The sequence below is a fragment of the Treponema medium genome (genome assembly GCF_017161265.1).
In the GTDB taxonomy this organism is placed as follows: Bacteria; Spirochaetota; Spirochaetia; order Treponematales; family Treponemataceae; genus Treponema; species Treponema medium.
This window is the reverse complement of the sequence record NZ_CP031393.1, coordinates 942151-960894: the sequence shown is the minus strand read 5'-3', so window position 1 is coordinate 960894 and position 18744 is coordinate 942151. Positions and strand designations below refer to the sequence as shown.

The 18744-nt window shown below is 43.5% G+C and carries 17 protein-coding genes; 12 read left to right on the top strand and 5 right to left on the bottom strand.

The genetic code is table 11. The features are described from left to right. Positions 1 to 46 precede the first annotated feature (46 nt). A complete protein-coding gene (locus tag DWB79_RS04355) occupies positions 47 to 1825 on the top strand; it encodes a P83/100 family protein (RefSeq protein ID WP_016522831.1) in 1779 nt (592 codons plus the stop codon). Between the two features lie 106 nt (positions 1826 to 1931). Here DWB79_RS04355 and xdh read toward each other — a convergent pair whose 3' ends face one another. Next, positions 1932 to 4547 (bottom strand): selenium-dependent xanthine dehydrogenase, encoded by a 2616-nt coding sequence (gene xdh / locus DWB79_RS04350; protein ID WP_040859036.1) that lies wholly within the window; start codon positions 4545 to 4547, stop codon positions 1932 to 1934. 489 nt (positions 4548 to 5036) lie between these two features. Between xdh and htpG the strand changes: the two genes are divergently transcribed. The 3 genes from htpG (at position 5037) to DWB79_RS04335 (ending at position 9162) form a co-directional block, all read left to right on the top strand. Next, on the top strand, positions 5037 to 6950 hold the full coding sequence (gene htpG / locus DWB79_RS04345; RefSeq protein WP_016522829.1) for a molecular chaperone HtpG: 1914 nt from the start codon (positions 5037 to 5039) through the stop codon (positions 6948 to 6950). A gap of 250 nt (positions 6951 to 7200) precedes the next feature. Then, entirely contained in the window at positions 7201 to 8307 is a 1107-nt protein-coding gene (gene ychF / locus DWB79_RS04340; RefSeq protein ID WP_016522828.1) for a redox-regulated ATPase YchF, read from the top strand. 717 nt (positions 8308 to 9024) lie between these two features. After that, on the top strand, positions 9025 to 9162 hold the full coding sequence (locus DWB79_RS04335) for a hypothetical protein (RefSeq protein WP_156831500.1): 138 nt from the start codon (positions 9025 to 9027) through the stop codon (positions 9160 to 9162). 24 nt (positions 9163 to 9186) lie between these two features. Here DWB79_RS04335 and DWB79_RS04330 read toward each other — a convergent pair whose 3' ends face one another. Further along, on the bottom strand, positions 9187 to 9525 hold the full coding sequence (locus DWB79_RS04330; RefSeq protein ID WP_245541294.1) for a helix-turn-helix domain-containing protein: 339 nt from the start codon (positions 9523 to 9525) through the stop codon (positions 9187 to 9189). Positions 9526 to 9877: 352 nt separating this feature from the next. On the opposite strand from DWB79_RS04330, the gene DWB79_RS04325 reads away from it, so the two are divergent. Beyond that, the gene (locus tag DWB79_RS04325; protein ID WP_016522826.1) at positions 9878 to 12283 is read left to right on the top strand and encodes a helix-hairpin-helix domain-containing protein; all 2406 of its coding nucleotides are present in this window, start codon (positions 9878 to 9880) and stop codon (positions 12281 to 12283) included. Positions 12284 to 12393: 110 nt separating this feature from the next. Here the strand turns inward: DWB79_RS04325 and DWB79_RS04320 are convergent, their stop codons facing one another. Both DWB79_RS04320 and DWB79_RS04315 read right to left on the bottom strand, forming a co-directional pair. Continuing rightward, complete coding sequence (locus DWB79_RS04320; RefSeq protein WP_016522825.1) at positions 12394 to 12666, bottom strand: type II toxin-antitoxin system Phd/YefM family antitoxin; 273 nt, start codon at positions 12664 to 12666, stop codon at positions 12394 to 12396. 291 nt (positions 12667 to 12957) lie between these two features. Next, positions 12958 to 13389, bottom strand: a complete 432-nt coding sequence (locus DWB79_RS04315; protein ID WP_016522824.1) for a hypothetical protein — start codon at positions 13387 to 13389, stop codon at positions 12958 to 12960. A 247-nt stretch (positions 13390 to 13636) separates the two neighbouring features. Here DWB79_RS04315 and DWB79_RS04310 point away from each other — a divergent pair, with 247 nt between their 5' ends. After that, entirely contained in the window at positions 13637 to 14095 is a 459-nt protein-coding gene (locus DWB79_RS04310; protein ID WP_016522823.1) for an HTH domain-containing protein, read from the top strand. Between the two features lie 117 nt (positions 14096 to 14212). Here the strand turns inward: DWB79_RS04310 and DWB79_RS04305 are convergent, their stop codons facing one another. Continuing rightward, positions 14213 to 14629, bottom strand: a complete 417-nt coding sequence (locus tag DWB79_RS04305) for a hypothetical protein (protein ID WP_016522822.1) — start codon at positions 14627 to 14629, stop codon at positions 14213 to 14215. 414 nt (positions 14630 to 15043) lie between these two features. On the opposite strand from DWB79_RS04305, the gene DWB79_RS04300 reads away from it, so the two are divergent. The 6 genes from DWB79_RS04300 to DWB79_RS04275 all read left to right on the top strand — a co-directional run bounded on the left by DWB79_RS04300 (position 15044) and on the right by DWB79_RS04275 (position 18588). Then, positions 15044 to 15373, top strand: a complete 330-nt coding sequence (locus DWB79_RS04300) for a helix-turn-helix transcriptional regulator (protein ID WP_051125813.1) — start codon at positions 15044 to 15046, stop codon at positions 15371 to 15373. Positions 15374 to 15443: 70 nt separating this feature from the next. Continuing rightward, positions 15444 to 16211: an HNH endonuclease gene (locus DWB79_RS04295; protein WP_016522820.1), complete on the top strand. Its 768-nt coding sequence runs from the start codon at positions 15444 to 15446 to the stop codon at positions 16209 to 16211. Between the two features lie 3 nt (positions 16212 to 16214). Then, on the top strand, positions 16215 to 16727 hold the full coding sequence (locus DWB79_RS04290; RefSeq protein ID WP_016522819.1) for a ClbS/DfsB family four-helix bundle protein: 513 nt from the start codon (positions 16215 to 16217) through the stop codon (positions 16725 to 16727). A gap of 277 nt (positions 16728 to 17004) precedes the next feature. Continuing rightward, the gene (locus tag DWB79_RS04285; RefSeq protein WP_016522818.1) at positions 17005 to 17265 is read left to right on the top strand and encodes a type II toxin-antitoxin system Phd/YefM family antitoxin; all 261 of its coding nucleotides are present in this window, start codon (positions 17005 to 17007) and stop codon (positions 17263 to 17265) included. A gap of 136 nt (positions 17266 to 17401) precedes the next feature. Next, on the top strand, positions 17402 to 18277 hold the full coding sequence (locus DWB79_RS04280; RefSeq protein WP_016522817.1) for an SPL family radical SAM protein: 876 nt from the start codon (positions 17402 to 17404) through the stop codon (positions 18275 to 18277). 47 nt (positions 18278 to 18324) lie between these two features. Beyond that, complete coding sequence (locus DWB79_RS04275) at positions 18325 to 18588, top strand: hypothetical protein (protein WP_016522816.1); 264 nt, start codon at positions 18325 to 18327, stop codon at positions 18586 to 18588. The last annotated feature ends 156 nt before the right edge of the window (positions 18589 to 18744 follow it).

Here is an 18744-nt window from a genome sequence, read left to right as displayed (position 1 = left end):
GGTTTTGAGATTTCTCTGTATCATCTTCATAGAAAGGGGTTGTTCAATGAAAAGAATAGCGCTTGTATGCCTCTGTACATTTGCCTTTATGAGTATGGCGTTTTCGATAGAGGTTGATCAAAGTGAACTGAAGCAGGCCGAAAATACGCCGATTGAATTTATCAACTACACAGGGCCTCACGCCGAAATCGATACGCTGCGGGCAATCTCCGAAATCGGAGAATCTCTTGGCGGAGCAGCTCAACGCGGACGCGCCGGCGAGATGAATCGCTACGCCGTTATCCATGCAGTTGATCCGTCGGTAAAAACCGGTCTCGATGCCGATATCATGATTATCGGAAGCGGAGCGAAAGTTGATCATATCAACAATTTACGAGTTATTATCGCAGGTTATTTACGAAAGGCGTATGGATACTCCGAAAAAGATGCAAAGACCATTGCTCATTTTGTAACGATCTATAACGCTGTGTATCGTGGCGACATGAATATGTTCAAAAGTAAGTACAAAACGATTGTTGTCAAGAATTTAACTGCTGATAAAGCCGGTCTTGCACTGCGCTACGACGAATGGCCGGGAAAAACACAGATTGTTATTCCGCTTTCCGATCAGAAATACAGCGGTACGTTAAGCGCAATCGACACGAAGTCGCTCTCCGATAAAAACGTTGTTAACAAGATGCGCGAGAAGGATGATAAAGATATTGCCACCCGCAAAGACATGATCGACTTGAAAGAACGTGAAAGCAGCACAGCCCGCGATCGTGCAGATGTTGCACAGAAGGATGCCTCTGCAGCTCGGAAAGATGCCGATGCAAAACGGAATGAAGCTGCGGCGGCACAAAAAGAAGCCGATAAATCAAAAACAGCTGCGGCTCAATCAAAGCAAGATGCGGAAAAAGCTCGAAAAGAAGCGGAGGCGGCAAAGAAGCAAGCAGCCCAATCCGAAAAAGATGCTGCAGCAGCCCGAAAGCAGGCTCAAAAAAATCCGAATGACCGCAAAGCCGCGGAAGAAGCTGCAAAAAAACAGCAGGAAGCTGCAAAAAATAAGCAGGAAGCAAGCGATAAAGATAAAGCTGCGGTAGAAAAAGCAAACGAAGCGAAAAAAGGCGATCAGGAAGCAGCAGCAAAGCAAAAAGAAGCAAACGCAAAGCAGAAAGCAGCCGATGAAGCCGCAAAACAAGCCCAAGATAAAGAGCGGGAAGCTTCTTCTGAAAAGCAATTTGCCGACACAAAAGAGCAAGAAGCTCAAAGCGATCGGAAGGATGTTGCTGCGGATACGCGGAAAATTATTGAAGAAAAACGAGCAGAACGGAAAGCTCAAGATGAGGCGGCTTTTGCTTCCGCATTGCCCAGTGCTATGCTAAAAGTAATTGACTCCAGTTCAATGCTTTCTGAAGTAGTATTGCTTGACCTTAAAACAGAAAAACCGCTGAAAACCTCGTCGTTGAACACCGTACGCGGCCGTGTCCTTATCGAAGGAACAGATTCGCTTATCGCAATTGCCGGTTCAAAATCCGGAAATCAGATGATTACACTGGTTGGCATTAACCCCCGCACGCTTGAAATGACCAAACAGGCAACAGTACCTGTTGCAGCACAAAGTCTTTTAATACAGGTTGATGACAGCTACTATGCGGTGATTGAACAATCCGGCAAAAATTACCTTGCACGCTTCAACGATAACCTTGAAATGCAAGCGAAATCGACTGTAAGCGTTCTTCCGTACACAGCGATAAGCGTTACGGAAAAAGGCTTGCTCGTACAAGATACGGCAAACAATATCCGCCTTTTAAAGACGGATAATCTTGCGGAAGCGGTAAAGTAAAAAGCTTGTAACCGTTAAAATAACAAAAAGCCGATTGAACACGTGATGTGTTTAATCGGCTTTTTTAGTTTAGAAGGCTTAATGCTTACAAGATATCCCCTGCGCGTTATTTTTTCCGGCTATACGGCGTATTTTCCAGTGGAAGCTTTGTTCTAAAAATACCGTCGCGGTTATAATAGGCAAGCGCTACCGCAGGAGCTGTCGGAATACTGGCAATTTCACCGACTCCCTTTGCGCCACATGCAAGCTCATTATCGTTATGTTCGATAATATCAACCTTTATCGGCGGTACCTGAGGCGCTTTAAACAGACCAAGCGTACCGAACTTAGCAGTCGGAACCCCCTTTTGCAGCGGATAATCTTCCGTCAGCGCATATCCGAGGCTCATCACAACGCCGCCTTCAATCTGCCCTTGCAGTGAAATTGGATTAATAGCCCGACCGATATCGTGAGCAGCTTCCACATACGCCAGCTTTCCTTCTTCATCCAAATCGACGAGGTGAGTTGCGTATCCGTAAGCGACATGACTTACCGGATGAGGTTTGTCGGAGCCTATTTTATCCGTCGGATAGGTATATTCCGCAAAAAATTCTTTACCACTGAGGGCGGTAAACAGTTCGGGCAGTACATCCTGATGTTCGGATAGCATTCCCGTCTTGCCGCGTTTATGCAGTTCTTCTTCAAGCGCTTTTTTTAGATCGGTAGCCGCTATGCGGGTACTTTCACCGGTAAATACGGTTTGACGTGAGGCGGTGGTATTCCCTGCGTCGGGAGCAAATTTTGTGTCGGGCGTTTCGTAATGCAAAAGGCTCCGCGGTAACTCAAGCACTTCGCTGACAATCTGCAAGAGAATTGTGCCAACCCCCTGCCCGATACAAGCCGCGCTGGAATAAATATGCACGCCGTCCGCTTGAAGCCGCAGGGTTGTCCGCCCGAAATCGGGAATACCGACCCCAAGTCCTGAATTTTTAATAGCACAGGCAATTCCTGCCTTAGGATGTGCATCGTAATACGGTTTTACCGCTTCGAGGGTTTGTACAAGAGCGGTTGAATCGTCGGCATATTGACCGTTCGGCAGTACTTGCCCGGGACGAATTGCATTCCGGTAGCGGATTTCCCACGGACTAATACCGACTTTTTCCGCCAATAAATTGATGCACGATTCAACGGCAAAGCAGCTTTGTGTTACGCCGAAGCCTCTGAATGCACCGGCCGGTGGGTTATTGGTGTACCACGCACAGCCAAGTATGTCGATATCCTGATAGTTATACGGCCCTGCCGCATGAGTACAGGCACGCTGCAGTACCGGCCCGCCGAGCGAGGCATAGGCGCCCGTGTCTGAATGCAGTACAGCTTTTAAGCCGGTTAGATAGCCGTTCTCATCGCAGCCAAGGGTAAAATCCATTTCCATCGCATGGCGCTTCGGATGGATAATAATGCTTTCTTTTCTGCTTAAACTCACCTTGACGGGGCGTCCGGTCTTTAACGCAAGGATAGCCGCATGGTGCTGCACGCTCATATCTTCTTTGCCGCCAAAGCCGCCGCCGACCATCTTTGCGATAACCCGTACCTTCTCGATGGGTAAACCGGTAGCTTCTGCACATTCCCGCTTTGTTTGATATATGCCTTGATCACCTGAATAGACGATGATGCCACCTTCTCCATCCGGCTCAGCCACTGCCGTTTCCGGCTCCAAAAAGGCATGTTCAGTTGGCGGTACGGAATAATGTTGTGAAATGACATATTTTGAATTTTTCAGCTTTTCATCAGTATTGCCGCGCACGAGGTGTTCCCTTGAAAGAAGGTTCCCGCCTTCATGAACATGAGGAGCATCTTCCGCCATTGCTTCTGCCATAGAACACACGGGCGGTAGCTCTTCGTATTCGATTTTTACTGCCTTTTTTGCAGCTTCTAAAATATCGCGGCTTTCGGCGGCAATTAGAACGATGGCATCCCCTAAATAATGCGTTTCTTTACCGAGGGGAATAAGCACATCCCAGTCTTTTTTTAAGTGTCCGATCTTTTGCATACCGGGAAGATCTTCTGCGGTCATTACAATATGCACACCCGGCATCTTTTCTGCTTCTTCGGTATTGATAGACAAAACCTTTGCCCGCGGGAATGCAGTGCGAACCGCACTTCCGTAAAGCATTCCGTCCGGATACATATCATCAGCATATTCCGCAGTACCCGCCGCTTTCGCGTAGGAATCAACACGGAGTGCGCTGCTTCCTACAGTCGCTTCGGTTTTTCCTTCCGGCACGGGCGTATTTTCGCGGAACATCTTGGCAGCCAATAAAATGGCCTCTTCAATTTTTACATAGCCGGTACACCGGCAAATATTGTTACGGATAGCCTGTTTTACATCCGCAGATGAGGGATTGGGATTTCCGTCTATCAACGCTTTTGCGCAAATAATCATACCGGGGATACAAAATCCACATTGCACCGCACCGCAGTGAGCAAATGCATATTGATACACGGCAAGCTCGCGTTCGGGAAAGCCTTCAAGTGTTGTAATTGTCTTTCCGGCTAATCTGCTCATGATTTGCACACAGGCCTTCATCGGTTTTCCATCTATTAAAACAGTACAAGTCCCGCATGCGCCTTCCATACAACCATTTTTAACGGAAGTTAAGTGCAGTGAATCGCGTAAAAAATAGACAAGTTTCTGGTTTTCTTCGGCTTCAACAATCCGGCCGTTCACGGTTAATGATACCATAGCATACTCCATCCGGAAGGATATTCCGTTCATTGTCAGTACCTCAAACGGATACTCTAGGGGATCTCTAAAAACTCGGTTAGATTTTTAGAGATCCCCGACGAGTTTTAATTTAAGTCTTTATATAATAATGACTTAAATTAAAACATCGCAAATTACATCTAAGGAAAACCTCTAAAAACTGAAGTTTTTAGAGGTTCCCTCTAAACTATCTGACTCTACTAATATGAGTATAAGGGATAAAAATGGAAAAAGCAACACAATAAAAAAAAGAAAAACAGGGCACCAAAAAAATATTTTGATTCGTGTTCTGAGGGTGAAACTGCAACGAAACGAGATATACCGATTTGCCATTTTCCACTATTTTAAGTACATTTAATCTGCCTTTTCATTTAAAAACAGCAAAGGCTTAAAAGCGGTATTACTTATCATTCAGTAATGAATAGGCTTCAAACCGCTCAAATTACTTACATATATTGAGGTTATAGTATGGCAAAGTATGAGTTTCAAACGGAAGTTAATCAGCTGCTCCACCTGATTATCCATTCTCTGTATTCAAATAAGGAAATATTCCTGCGGGAGCTGGTGTCAAATGCTTCGGATGCGCTCGATAAGCTGAAATATTTAACCGTGTCGGACACCACATTAAAAGATCTCCAGTTTAATCCCCGTATCGATATTACATTTAACGAAGATGCCGCAACACCAACACTGACTATCCGCGACACGGGTATCGGTATGAACGATGAGGATATCAAAAACAACCTCGGTACGATTGCCCGCTCCGGCACCAAGGCTTTTTTGGAGCAGCTTGCCGCGGACGATAAAAAAGACTCCAACCTGATCGGGCAATTCGGTGTCGGTTTTTATTCAGCCTTTATGGTTGCGTCAAAAATCGAAGTGATTTCGAAGAAAGCAGGCGAAAATACCGTATGGAAGTGGATTTCCGACGGTAAGGGCGAATATGAACTGGAGCAAACCGATGATTCGGCATTTCCGCTCATCGATGATGTTCCCGAAGGCGCCAACGGTACTTGCATCACCCTGTATTTAAACAATGAAGATTCCGAATTTGCAAGCCGCTGGAAGATTGAAGACATTATCAAACGCTATTCGGATCATATCGCATTCCCGATTTATCTCCATTATATTCACAAAGAATATGATGATAAGGGCAACGAAAAATCGCAGGCAGCAAAGAGCGAGCAGATCAACGATGCGAGCGCTCTGTGGCAAAAACCGAAGTCTGAGCTGAAAGACGAGGACTACAAGAATTTTTATAAGTCGCTTTCGCACGATTCTACCGATCCTCTCTTATATGTCCACACCAAGGCGGAGGGAACGCTGGAGTACACCACGCTCTTTTATGTTCCGGCAAAAGCTCCGTTCGATATGTATCATGCCGACTACAAGCCCGGTGTAAAGCTCTTTGTCAAGCGGGTGTTTATCACTGAGGACGAAAAAGAACTACTGCCGGTGTATCTGCGGTTTATACGCGGTATTATCGACAGTGAAGATTTGCCGCTCAACGTCAGCCGCGAAATCTTGCAGCAGAACCGCATTTTGAACAATATCCGCTCCGCCTCGGTAAAAAAACTCTTAGGCGAATTTAAAAAACTTGCAGAAAGCGATAAGGAAAAATACGAAACCTTTATTGCCGAATATAACCGTCCGTTAAAAGAAGGCTTGTACAGCGACTACGAACATCGCGACGAGCTTTTGGAACTGATCCGCTTTCGAACTACGAATGAGGAAAATACATGGACGAGCCTTGCCGACTATGTACAGCGGATGAAGGAAGGGCAAAAGGCGATTTACTACATCACCGGCGGCGATGAAAAGGCGCTCAGACAGTCTCCGCACTTGGAAGCATACAAGGCAAAGGGCTTGGAAGTGCTGATTATGCCGGATGAAATTGACGATATCGTGATTCCCTCCGTCGGCAAGTATAAGGATTGGGAACTCAAGGCTGCAAACCGTGCCGGCTCCGACGAAGAGCTAAGCACTGACGAAGAAAAGAAAGAAGCAAAGCAGAAGGAAAAAGACTTTAAGCCGATTGTCGAAAAGATTAAAAACGCGCTCGGCGATGCGGTAAAAGAAGTACGCCTTTCCAAACGGCTTGCCGACTCACCTTCGTGCATTGTGGTGGATGAAAACGATCCGAGCTTACAGATGGAGCGCATGATGCGGGCAATGGGGCAGCAGCTTCGAGGCGAGGTAAAGCCCATTTTGGAAATCAATGCGGAACACCCCATTCTGCAGCGGCTCAAGGATACCGATGACGAAGCGCTCATTGCCGACACCGCATTTGTGCTGTTAGATCAGGCACTGCTGCTGGAAGGCAGTACGCTCAAAGACACCGCCGACTTTGTAAAACGCTTGAACAAGCTGCTTGCACGGTAAGATAAAAAAATATCCCGATAGAAAGGCTCTCTTTCTATCGGGATTACATCGTATCTTCAATTTCTGTGATGAAATCCCCTTTTATTCATCGGTTTTTCGTGGTATATTGCAGTAAGAATCGTTAGTATTCCGTGATAGATTACGCTAATAACCATCGGTTTTTCGTGATTTTTAGGATGTCCGTATGTATAGAAAAACAAAGATTTTAACTGTTTTTCTATTTGATATAATCGATTAAAGAGGTTCCCCTATGGCTATAAATTGCGGTATTGTCGGACTGCCGAATGTCGGTAAATCGACCATCTTTTCTGCATTAACCCGCGCTCCTGCGGAGGCGGCAAACTATCCCTTCTGTACCATTAACCCTAATGTCGGCATCGTTGATCTGCCTGATGAACGGCTCACGAAACTATCTCAATTTTTTGAACCGAAAAAGACCATCCCCGCTGCCGTCGAGTTTGTCGATATTGCAGGACTTGTAAAGGGAGCTTCAAAGGGTGAAGGGCTCGGCAATCAATTTCTTTCTCATATCCGTGAGGTAGGCGTTATTGCGCATGTCGTGCGCTGCTTTGATAATCCCGATATCGTTCACGTAAATAACAAAGTTGATCCCGCTTCGGATATCGAAACTATCAATATTGAACTGGCGCTTGCCGACCTTGCTTCGCTGGAAAAGCGGGCGGAACGGGCGGATAAGGCAACCCGTATGGGCAAAGATATGCAGAAAGAGGCGGCGATTGCAATGAGCGCTATTGCAAAAATCAAACCGTTGCTGCAAGACGGAAAGGGCGCCCGCAATGCCGATTTAACCGATGAAGAGCGAGCCGTGATGTACGACACGCACCTAATCACTATGAAGCCGCAGCTGTATGTTTGTAACGTTGATGAAGACGGAATAAAAAACGGGAATGCTTACATCGAAACGGTTAAAAAAATCGCCGCACAAGAAGGAGCCGAAACCGTCGTTATCTGCGGAAAGTTTGAAGCAGAGCTTGCCGATATCGATGATGCGGAAGAAAGAGCTGCCTTTTTGGAAGAAATCGGCCTCAAGGTTTCAGGCTTATCGGTTCTTGCCCATGCAGCGTATCATTTGATTGGACTTCGCACCTTCTTTACCGCCGGAAAAGACGAATGCCGCGCATGGACAATCCATGCAGGAGATACGGCTCCAAAGGCAGCCGGCGTTATCCACACTGACTTTGAACGAGGATTCATTAAAGCAGAAGTCTACAGTTTTGACGACTTCCTCAAATACGGCTCGGAACAAAAAATCAAAGAAGCCGGCCGCTACCGCCAAGAAGGCAAGGAATACGTTGTGCAGGATGGGGATGTTATATTCTTTAAATTCAACGTCTAGCACACCTTTTGAAAATATGTGGGCATCTGCGTTGTCGCTTAACAAAAAACAGTCCTCGACGTACAATAAGTACGCCTGCGGGTGTTTTTTGTACGCTCCTAGCATCTACTCACATCTTTTTAAAAGGCTGACGGAGAGTTTATTTGACGATATGCCGTTGCTGCGAAAAAATTACTCCTCGACGTATCATTTCCGACACGGATGTCGGTGGCACTACGCAGTAACAAGTTTGCCCCGCAAACTTGCAGCCCAAGAATATACACGGATGTATATTCTTGGGCGAGGATGTCCGTGGTTCTAAACAGCAGCAAGTTTTTTGCTAGAAAAACTTGTCGTTGAAAAGCGTACACGGAAGTACGCTTTTCAACAGGCCTGCGGTTAATTTTTTCTCGCTCCTAGCGTCTACCCACATCTTTTTAAAAGGCTTACGGAAAAGGGCTTTTACGATATAGTATAAATAGCTATAAGAAGTTTTTTATGTCGTATGCAGTTGTTGCAGAAAAATTAAAGACTGTTCCGGACTGTTACCTGCAAGAAGTTTCAGAATTTATAGATTTCTTATTATTCAAGAGCAAAGAAACTTCTAAAAACGGAAGTTTTTAGAGATTCCCTATACTGTTGATACCCTCAATTACCTTTTCTTCCATACCCCCCTAAAGTCAAGAGCAGAATAATTTTTTTTCGCCTGAACATTGATGGCGGGGGATAACGAAATAAGTGATATTAAGTGATATTATCGGAACAAAAGCACTAGGATTAGCAGCTTGTCTCTACGATAGTAAACAACAATATCACAACCATGGTGCTGATTTCTATGTTAATGATTTTAAAGAAATACCTGACTTAGGTGCATAATCAAACAATTATCAGCATAGACCGCTATAAAAATTTTTTATAGTTTGTGTTGAATACAATACCGAGTTTTTTTGCCATACTAACACTAATAGGGCGAGTACCTCGTTCCATACCTGAAACATTTTGTGCTCTGATGCAAAGTTTTTCTGCAAGTTGAGCCTGTGTAAGATTATCACGACTTCTTAACAGTTTTAATATTTTTTGAGGCGTCATATCTTTCTGAATATTTTTAAACCAGTCTGTTTCGGTTACCTCTTCATACTCGTCGTTTTCATCGTATTCGACTGTTACGTGCTTATATTGTGCTTTCACAAATGTTAATAAGTCGGGCGGAATATCCCCTTCAATTTTAATAGGGGGCATTTTCACGTGAACCTGCATAATAAACCTCTAATTCAATACCAGTGATCGTTTCTTTCCAACATGCAACCCAATGATATGATAAATGACAATGGTATTTATTTTCGCTAAGAGAGCTGAAATTAGGCTATCCTGTTTGTATAGGCTCCGCCTCTTTCAAATCAAGAATGAGCTGGGCGTATAACTCCTGTTCTCTTTGCGGCATTTTTTTGTACGGTCTTTGTTATTCGCTTTTTTTGGATTACCCGATACATAGCTATAATATAATCAAATATTGATTATATTACAAGTCTTTTTTTCTTAGTAAAATTTCCTCCCCTTTAAAAAAAAACAAAAATCCGTTATACTCGCCCGCATGGAATTAACGCAAGAGTTTATTGACGGTCTTGTAGTGAACGAGATCGACATTATGAAAAAGGTTGCGGAAGAGCTGAATATCAGGATGCAGCAGGTTTCCGCAGTTATCACATTGGTCAACGAAGGTTGTACAATCCCTTTTATTTCACGGTATCGTAAAGAAATGCACGGTTCGCTCGATGAAGTTCAAGTTCGAGATTCCGATAAATTGTTTAAATCCTACGTCAACTTGGAAACGCGGCGGCTTGAGATTGTGCGGGGTGTGTTTGCGGCGGGAAAGCTGACTGAACTGCTCTATGACAACATTATGAAGGCGTCGACTTTGACAGAGCTTGAAGATATTTGGGCGCCCTTCAAAAAGAAGAAAAAAACACGCGGTATGCTTGCCGTCGAACGCGGTTTGCAGGGCTTAGCGGATTTAATGAAGGAATTGGAGGAAGCAGAGCTTGTAAAACGGGCGCAGGACTTTGTTAAAACCGATTGTGAAGACGAAACGCTCAATGTGCCGACGGTAGAGGATGCACTTGCGGGAGCTTCCGATATTATCGCCGAAGAGACGGCACAGGATACTGAAAATCGAAAAACGGTACATGATTTCTTTATGGCAACCGGCATGTTTGAAGTGAAGGGTATCGGAGATGAAGAAGCGCAGAAAACCTCCGTGTATCAGATGTACTGGGAGTATTCCGAAGCGCTGAACCAGATTAAACCGCACCGGGTGCTTGCCATCAACCGCGGAGAGCGTGAAGGCGTTTTGGAAGTAAAAATCAATGTTGATGTAGACGAAGCGGTCGCACGGGTGCAGAGCCGTTCGGTACAGCACAACAAATACCACAGTGAAGCGATTGCAGACGGCATTGTTCGGCTGCTCAGCCCGGCAGTACTGCGCGAAATCCGCAGCAACTTAGGCGAAGATGCCGACACCCACGGCATTACTATTTTTAGCGAAAACTTAAAACACCTCTTGATGACACAGCCGATTAAGGGAACCCGCGTACTCGGCGTAGACCCCGGTATCAGAACCGGCACCAAATGCGCCGCCTTAGACGAAACCGGCAAGTACCTCGGCTCTTTTGTGATTTATCAGCATAAGGCAGAGGAAGCAAAAGCGGCGCTGCTCAAGGCGGTAAAAGACTATAAGGTACAGCTCATCGCAGTGGGCAACGGGACAGGCTCTCACGAAGTACAGGAAATTGTGTCCGATGTGATTAAAACGCATTGCCCCGAGGTACTGTTTACGGTAGTTGATGAGGACGGAGCTTCCGTGTATTCCGCAGGAGATGTAGCGCGCGAGGAATTCCCCGACTTGGATCTGACCATCCGCGGCGCTATCTCCATCGGACGGCGCTTGCAGGATCCCCTTGCCGAACTCGTCAAAATTGATCCCAAGTCTATTGGCGTCGGGCTTTATCAGCATGACTTAAACCAAAAAAAGCTTTCAGAAGAGCTGGATGCGGTTGTCGGTTCGGTAGTAAACAATGTCGGTGTCAATTTGAATACCGCAAGCGCCTCGCTACTCAAATACGTGTCCGGTATTACGAGCGGGTTGGCGAAAAAGATTGTGAGCTACCGCGAAAAAACCGGCATCTTTACCGACCGGGAGCAGCTTCATAATGTCAGCGGTTTGGGGCCAAAGACCTTTGAACAATGCGCCGGTTTTTTGAAGATACCGGAGAGCGCCAATCCGCTGGATAACTCGTGGGTACACCCCGAAAACTATCCTGCAGCGGAGGTTATCTATCAGATTGTTCGCAAAAATGAGCCGGTAACCAAAGAGGTACGAATGGAGCTGCAAGAAAAATATCAGCTCGGCGAGCAAACAGTCAGCGACATTATCGAAGAGCTGAAAAAACCGAACCGCGACCCCCGTGAGGACTGCCCCAAGCCGATTATGCAGCAGGGCGTTCTCTTGTTTGAAGACCTGAAACTCGGCATGACCGTTAAGGGCAAGATTAAAAACGTCGTAGACTTCGGCGCCTTTGTTGATCTCGGTATTAAGGAAACCGCCCTGCTGCACATCTCCGAGATGAGCGACAGCTTTGTTTCCGACCCGCTTGAGGCAGTGAAAGTCGGCGATATTGTGGAATGCCGGATTATTGCGCTCGACGAAGCACGCCGCCGCATCTCACTCAGCCGGAAAAGCGAAAGCGGGGTACAGGGAAAGCTAACTGCAAAGCAAAAGGCGGAAGTAAAAAAGATTACCGTAAAAACCAAGGACGGAAAAACCGTTGCGGTTAAAACCAGCAGCGGCGCCCCTGCCGTACAGGGTGAAAAACGCCTGAGTCACCGCGGAGAGCGGCAGCCGGCAGTCCGTTCGGAGCGGCGTGTCGCAGAAGCCCGCCCGCGGAAGGATGATGACGGCACAAAGTACAATCCCTTTGCAGCGTATTTTAATAAGAAGTAAGACAGACCATTCCAATCAACACCTCCAGTGCAGAGCATCGGGGGTGTTGATTCTTTAGGAGCCGGTTTTCCGGTCTTCTACATCTTTATATACTTCCATTTTTTCTGCCATTATTTATTCCGCAAAGATGACAAGCTGACTGTCTTTGAAGCGTCATAATGACTTAGCCTGTCTTGAACCATCGAAAAAATTTCTTTATGTTCTTCCAGTTCTTCCAGTTCGGAAAGTTTTTCATAACGGTCGAACGGAATCATAACCGCTTCCATAATGTTGTTTTTCATAATGAAAACCGGCTGTTTGTCTTTAGCAATCTGCCGGACAGTCTGCGTAAGCGTTTTTTGTAACTGGGTTATAGGCATAATTTGAGTAGTTTCCACTAACATTTCATCACCTCTTAAATATATAATAATATATATTTTTCTATATAGTCAAGTATTAGTTTATAGTATTATACCACCTTGATTTTTCTCGTAATATCTCCGACTTTAAATTATCACGTATTCCGACGTACACACCTGAACAGTTCTTTTTATTGCGATGCTGTATGTGAGAATTAACTTTCCATACGAATCACAAAAAAAATCCCGATAAAAGAAGCCTCTTTTATCGGGATTAGTTCATGAGAAAACACGTACCCTTTAGATATCTAATGAGTACACGCGCAGCAGATGCGCTTACTTGGCAGCTTTTTTTATTTCTGCCGCAGTGGGGCTTGACACTTTCTGTAGCTCTAGCTTTGCAGCTCCTGCAACGCCGGGAATGCCCAATTTCTGTGCCAACTCTGCAGTGAGATCCAATGTCATCTTTTCGCCGTTTAAGGTATATGGAACGGAGACTTTTTCGATGATGAAGTTTTTTTTCTCGATAGTGTAGGCACCTAGTTTTTCTGCCTGTAAGTTGAGCATTTTCGTTGCAGTGTATGCATTACCGTCGGAATGGAAGCACAAATACATCTCATAGGGTACAGGGGCACTTACTCCAGATACCGTTATTTTCGCCACCTTCCATACGGTATCGGCTTTCGGTTTACTTCCGCAGCCAGTTACCATCATCACTGCACCGAGCAGCGCCATACACAACGCCATTGCTGAAACAATCTTTTTCATTGTTTCCTCCTTAAAAGTAATATAGAGTTACCGTCGATTGCACAGACTGATACGTTGTATAAGCTTTTGCAACTATAAACCACAGGCACAATTCAACAATAACTTCTCTTGTATATTAGCTCTCCCCCCCTCAAAAGTCAAGAACAAAAATATAATTTTGATTTTTCAGTTAAAACCAGCAGCGAATCTTAAAAGGCCCCATGTTCAATAGGAATCCGTCTACTTTTTATGCTATACTTTTATCGTTATGCGTTCCGAACGGCTTTTTGAAATCGTCTTTATTCTCCTCAATAAAAACCGAACGACGGCGCAGGAGCTTGCTAAAAAATTTGCGGTATCGATTCGTACCGTATATCGTGATATCGATATTTTAAGCTGTGCAGGTATTCCAGTGTATACAGTGCAGGGAACAGGCGGCGGAATTTTTATCGATGAAACATACACCATCAATAAATCGATTGTAACACAAGAAGAGCAAGATAAAATTCTGCTCGCCCTGCAATGTTTATCACCTGTTGACGAGATACATACCGAATCGATTTTAAACCGGTTGTCTCCTCCCGATCTTATCACAAAGAATACGGACGGCTCGTATACGCTTTCGGTATGCCTTCCGATCGATCATTGGCTGTACGGATTTATTTTATCGATCGGTACCGAGGTAGAAATCCTTGAACCGGAAACCCTAAAAATATGTGAGAATTAACTTTCCATACGAATCACAAAAAAAATCCCGATAAAAGAAGCCTCTTTTATCGGGATTAGCTCATTAGAAGACGTACACCCTTTAGATATCTAATGGGTACGCGCATAACAGATGATCTTACTTTGCAACCTTTGCAATTTCCGCTTCAGTGGGGCTGGTAACTTTCTGCAGCTCCATCTCTTGATCTTTACCATCAAAACGTCCTTTCAATGTCATCTTTTCGCCTTTTAATGTAAATGTAAGAGATACTGCAGTGGAGCCCTCTTTGATAGTGATATCTTTTTTACCGATAGTGTAAGTCCCCATTTTTTCAGCATCTAAAACATTCGCCGCTTTTGTTGCAGTGTATGCATTACCATCGGAATGGAAACAAAAATACATATCAACGAGTACAGGAACATCTACCCCCGCTGAAGTCATTTTTGTGACCTTCCACACGGAACCTTTTGCCGGTTTATTTCCGCATCCGGTTACCATCATTATTGTACCGAACAGTACAACACACAGAGTCATTGCTGAAACAATCTTTTTCATTGTCTCCTCCTTAAAAGTAATATAGTTACCATCGATTGCGCAGACTGATACGGCACAGCCAGTACGGGCTATACAGCCGTAAATCACAGATACAATTCAACGATAATCTTTCTTCCATTATACCCCCCCCCCCCTAAAGTCAAGAACAAAAATGTAATTTTGATTTTTCAGTTAAAACCAGCAGCGAATCTTAAAAGACCCCATGTTCAATAGGTAATTTGTCGTACGATAATTGCAGCTGGATGATGTCAATTCATCATAAAAAAAGCCGTTTTAAATGCCCTTTATAGGAATCCGTCTACTTTTTATGCTATACTTTTATCGTTATGCGTTCCGAACGGCTTTTTGAAATTATCTTTATTCTCCTCAATAAAAAATTATCGGCTTTTTCGATTAAACCGTATGATTTCCGTTATGCAGACGGTAAAGACATTTAAGCGTACGGAATTGTTCAACAAGCTACCTGACCGTACAGACTATTCCGATGACCTGACGCTTACGAACATAAAATTAAAATGCACCGCCGGAATCGCCTATCGGTTTTATGATGAATTTCCTCCCGATCTTATCACAAAAAATATGGACGGCTCGTATACGCTTTCAGTATATCTTCCGATCGATCATTGGCTGTACGGATTTATTTTGTCGCTTGGTACCGAGGTAGAAATCCTTGAACCGGAAACCCTAAAAAAAGGAATAATCGATTTCGCTGAAAAAATAGCGGCGCACCATAAAAAAGTTTAAATGTTTTTTCAAACCTGACACATTCTGACAGGTTAATGTGCTATAATATCTGTGATAAGGAAGGTGCAAAATGAATAAAATAAGCCACAACATGAATTACTCGATCGAAGAACTGAGCAACATTCTTCAAACCTATGAATTTAACAAAATGGATAACAGCTATAATGACTTGCTTGTGTACAAGATTTATGACAATGAAAATTTACCGGGTGAAATTTTTAGGATATATAATAATTCTAAAAGATCAAAGGCTGCGTTTAGAGCAGCCTTCTGGGATACAGAGGAATCAAAAAACGTAAGGATAGAAGTGAGTAATCTCGGTAGAGTAAAAATTAATGGCCAAATAAAAAAGCAGTATCAAAAACAATACGGTTATTTGTATGTAAATGTTACTCCTGATATTTCGTATGAAGTGTATAGACTTGTTGCTGAAACATGGCTTGACTGTCCTGTAGAAGATACATTAGAAATATCCGGTCATCTATGGTATGTGGTTCATCATATTACGGATAACGGATTTGATAATAGACCGTCTAATTTGATATGGTGTACAAACGATATTCATGGAACACTTAAACATAAAGCAAATGAAAGTAATAGTAAAATTAATAGTGAGATTATAAAAAGGTTTGATGATATATTAGCATTAGAACAGCATGACATAAATAAAAAAATTATAATTGATTATTTGGAAGATATTTGTGCCTTACAAATATCCCGTAAAGATGATACGGATATTTCTAAAATAGAACAGATTATCGATCGTTTCAAAATCGATAAAGCTCAATACCCATACATAAATTGGGATATGGATAACAATTTTACATACAAAGAGTAACCTATGCCAAGACCTACCACCAAAGCCGATTTAATACAAGCCGCAAATGACCAATTCGCAAAGCTGTGGACGTTAATCGACGAAATGTCTGACGAAGAAAAGAGTGCCGATATTGTTCCGAACGAACGCGATAAAAACGTGCGGGATGTTTTAGTTCATCTATATGAGTGGCACTGTCTTCTGCTGAATTGGATACGGTCAAACACAAACGGGAAGCCTGCCCCTTTTTTGCCGGCACCCTATAATTGGAAAACCTATCCTCAGATGAATGTTGTATTTTGGGAAAAACATCAACGCACATCATATACCGATGCAGAAACAATGCTCAAAAAAACGCATAAAGAGGTGATGGCGATTATCGAAACATTTTCCAATGAAGCCCTTTTTTCCAAAGGTACTTTCGATTGGACGGGCACAACGACGCTCGGCAGCTATTGCGTATCTGCAACTTCCAGCCACTATGATTGGGCGTTCAAGGATATTAAAAAAGCCTTGAAAAAATATAGAGCACGATAACAGCCATCTCTAACAACTGCGGTTTTTAGAAGTTTCCAACACAAACACTGCCGGATTTTCAGGATATAATAGACCTGTTCGATAGCTTCGTCTCCGAACAGGTTTAATCTTTCATAGACAATACGGCTTTATTCGTACGGAGGGTTTAATACCCCGACGCTCTGCGTCGTAACAAAGGGTATTAAAGCCGACTGTAACCACCTTATGAGAACAACATACCCCGACGCTTGCGTCGGGGTTGTTGATTGTGGTACTATCATACCATAGAGGGATAGTTATGCCGCAAATAGTTCCGATACGTGATTTAAAGAATACTGCAAATATTTCCGCCTTGTGTCATGAAAGCAACGAACCTATTTTTATAACAAAAAACGGTTACGGTGATATGGTGATTATGAGTATGGAAACCTTTGAAAGAACCTCCTTTTTTTATCGTCTGTATGATAATCTGAATGCAGCAGAGCTGGATGTGAAAGAAGGCCGTGTTACCGATGTTGATGATGCAGTTGCGGAACTAAAATCCAAGTATGGTTTATAAAGTCAGAAAAAAAGATTGTACATATATTGCATATATTTTATGCAAAAAGAGATTATGCAAAATTGGTATAAAACAAAGCGTTGAAAAAATATAGAACACGATAATGTAAAAACTGCCGGATTTTCAGGAATAATAGATGCACTTTGTACAAGCAAAAGGAATTTTATCAGCGAAAAATGGGATGAACTTATACCGCGGCTGTACACATGGGTGTATCTATTGCGACTCACGCAGTGAATGTTATCATATAAATCACCGCTTTGAAGATATCGAAATAAAAGAAAATGCAATAGAGCTGCTTGAAGATGCTTTGCGGCGAAAGCGCAATAAGTGCATGATCGGTACCGGGTCTATGACCGATCCATATATGCCGCTGGAAGAAAAACTCGGTATGACGCGGAAAGCGATAGAGACCGTCCACCGCTACGGTTTCGGTTTTACCGTGATAACAAAATCCCCGCTGATATTGCGCGACCTCGAACTTTTACAGGCGGTAAACACCAAAGCAAAATGCGTTGTACAAATGACACTGACCACCTATGATGATAGCTTGTGTAAAATACTTGAGCCGAATGTTGCCGTTACCAGTGAACGCTTTACCGTGCTTAAAACGCTGCGCGACGCAGGTATTCCCACCGTTGTGTGGCTTACACCTATTCTTCCGTTCATCAATGATACGGTGGAAAATCTCGAAGGTATTTTACAGTATTGTATCGAAGCAAAAGTACGCGGCATCATCTGTTTCGGCATGGGCTTAACGCTGAGAGACGGCAACCGCGAATATTTTTATAAAAAACTTGATGCAGCGTTTCCGCGCTTAAAAGAAAAATACATCCAACGCTATGGTAATTGCTATTCTGTTATGAGCCCACACAATGCACGCCTAATGAATATCTTCCGTGCGCGGTGCAAAGAAAACGGCATAGAAACCAATCCCGATATTATATTTGCATATTTAAGCGCTTTTGATAAAATCGCCGGAAAGCCGAATGCACAACAGGAATTGTTTTGATATAATGGCAATAAAGGTAAACGAATCAAATCCATTAGGAGCATATTATGAATGAAAATGAAACTGTAGAAAAGAAAAAACAGACACTGCAAGACATTGACATACCGAAATATATCCAAATTGCCAGTGTTATTTTTATTGCTCTTTCTATTATTGCTGCAGTACTTAATTTAGTTATTGATATTTTAACGCAGGGGCATGCGACATTAAAGCAATTAGCATATCTTGAACAGGTCGTATCGAATGTAACACTTGGATTGATATTCTGGGGAACAGGCCAAGTATTCGCAAAGTTATTGAGAAAGGCTTAAACCACATGAACCGGCTGTTAAAATATCTTAAATTGTATTTTGGAATTTCGTTTATCCTTTCAATACTCGGATGTATTATTATAGTGATATCTATACCGATGTCTTTTGATGGGTATACCGCTTATCCAATTTTTGAACAAAAGCCGTATTTTTTCG

What these genes read in the sequence shown, in the direction of transcription:
- DWB79_RS04355 (WP_016522831.1), top strand. Translation starts at nt 47, where the DNA reads ATGAAAAGAATAGCGCTTGTATGCCTCTGTACATTTGCCTTTATGAGT.
- xdh (WP_040859036.1), bottom strand. Translation starts at nt 4,547, where the DNA reads ATGGTATCATTAACCGTGAACGGCCGGATTGTTGAAGCCGAAGAAAAC.
- htpG (WP_016522829.1), top strand. Translation starts at nt 5,037, where the DNA reads ATGGCAAAGTATGAGTTTCAAACGGAAGTTAATCAGCTGCTCCACCTG.
- ychF (WP_016522828.1), top strand. Translation starts at nt 7,201, where the DNA reads ATGGCTATAAATTGCGGTATTGTCGGACTGCCGAATGTCGGTAAATCG.
- DWB79_RS04330 (WP_245541294.1), bottom strand. Translation starts at nt 9,525, where the DNA reads ATGCCCCCTATTAAAATTGAAGGGGATATTCCGCCCGACTTATTAACA.
- DWB79_RS04325 (WP_016522826.1), top strand. Translation starts at nt 9,878, where the DNA reads ATGGAATTAACGCAAGAGTTTATTGACGGTCTTGTAGTGAACGAGATC.
- DWB79_RS04320 (WP_016522825.1), bottom strand. Translation starts at nt 12,666, where the DNA reads ATGTTAGTGGAAACTACTCAAATTATGCCTATAACCCAGTTACAAAAA.
- DWB79_RS04315 (WP_016522824.1), bottom strand. Translation starts at nt 13,389, where the DNA reads ATGAAAAAGATTGTTTCAGCAATGGCGTTGTGTATGGCGCTGCTCGGT.
- DWB79_RS04310 (WP_016522823.1), top strand. Translation starts at nt 13,637, where the DNA reads ATGCGTTCCGAACGGCTTTTTGAAATCGTCTTTATTCTCCTCAATAAA.
- DWB79_RS04305 (WP_016522822.1), bottom strand. Translation starts at nt 14,629, where the DNA reads ATGAAAAAGATTGTTTCAGCAATGACTCTGTGTGTTGTACTGTTCGGT.
- DWB79_RS04300 (WP_051125813.1), top strand. Translation starts at nt 15,044, where the DNA reads ATGCAGACGGTAAAGACATTTAAGCGTACGGAATTGTTCAACAAGCTA.
- DWB79_RS04295 (WP_016522820.1), top strand. Translation starts at nt 15,444, where the DNA reads ATGAATAAAATAAGCCACAACATGAATTACTCGATCGAAGAACTGAGC.
- DWB79_RS04290 (WP_016522819.1), top strand. Translation starts at nt 16,215, where the DNA reads ATGCCAAGACCTACCACCAAAGCCGATTTAATACAAGCCGCAAATGAC.
- DWB79_RS04285 (WP_016522818.1), top strand. Translation starts at nt 17,005, where the DNA reads ATGCCGCAAATAGTTCCGATACGTGATTTAAAGAATACTGCAAATATT.
- DWB79_RS04280 (WP_016522817.1), top strand. Translation starts at nt 17,402, where the DNA reads ATGCACTTTGTACAAGCAAAAGGAATTTTATCAGCGAAAAATGGGATG.
- DWB79_RS04275 (WP_016522816.1), top strand. Translation starts at nt 18,325, where the DNA reads ATGAATGAAAATGAAACTGTAGAAAAGAAAAAACAGACACTGCAAGAC.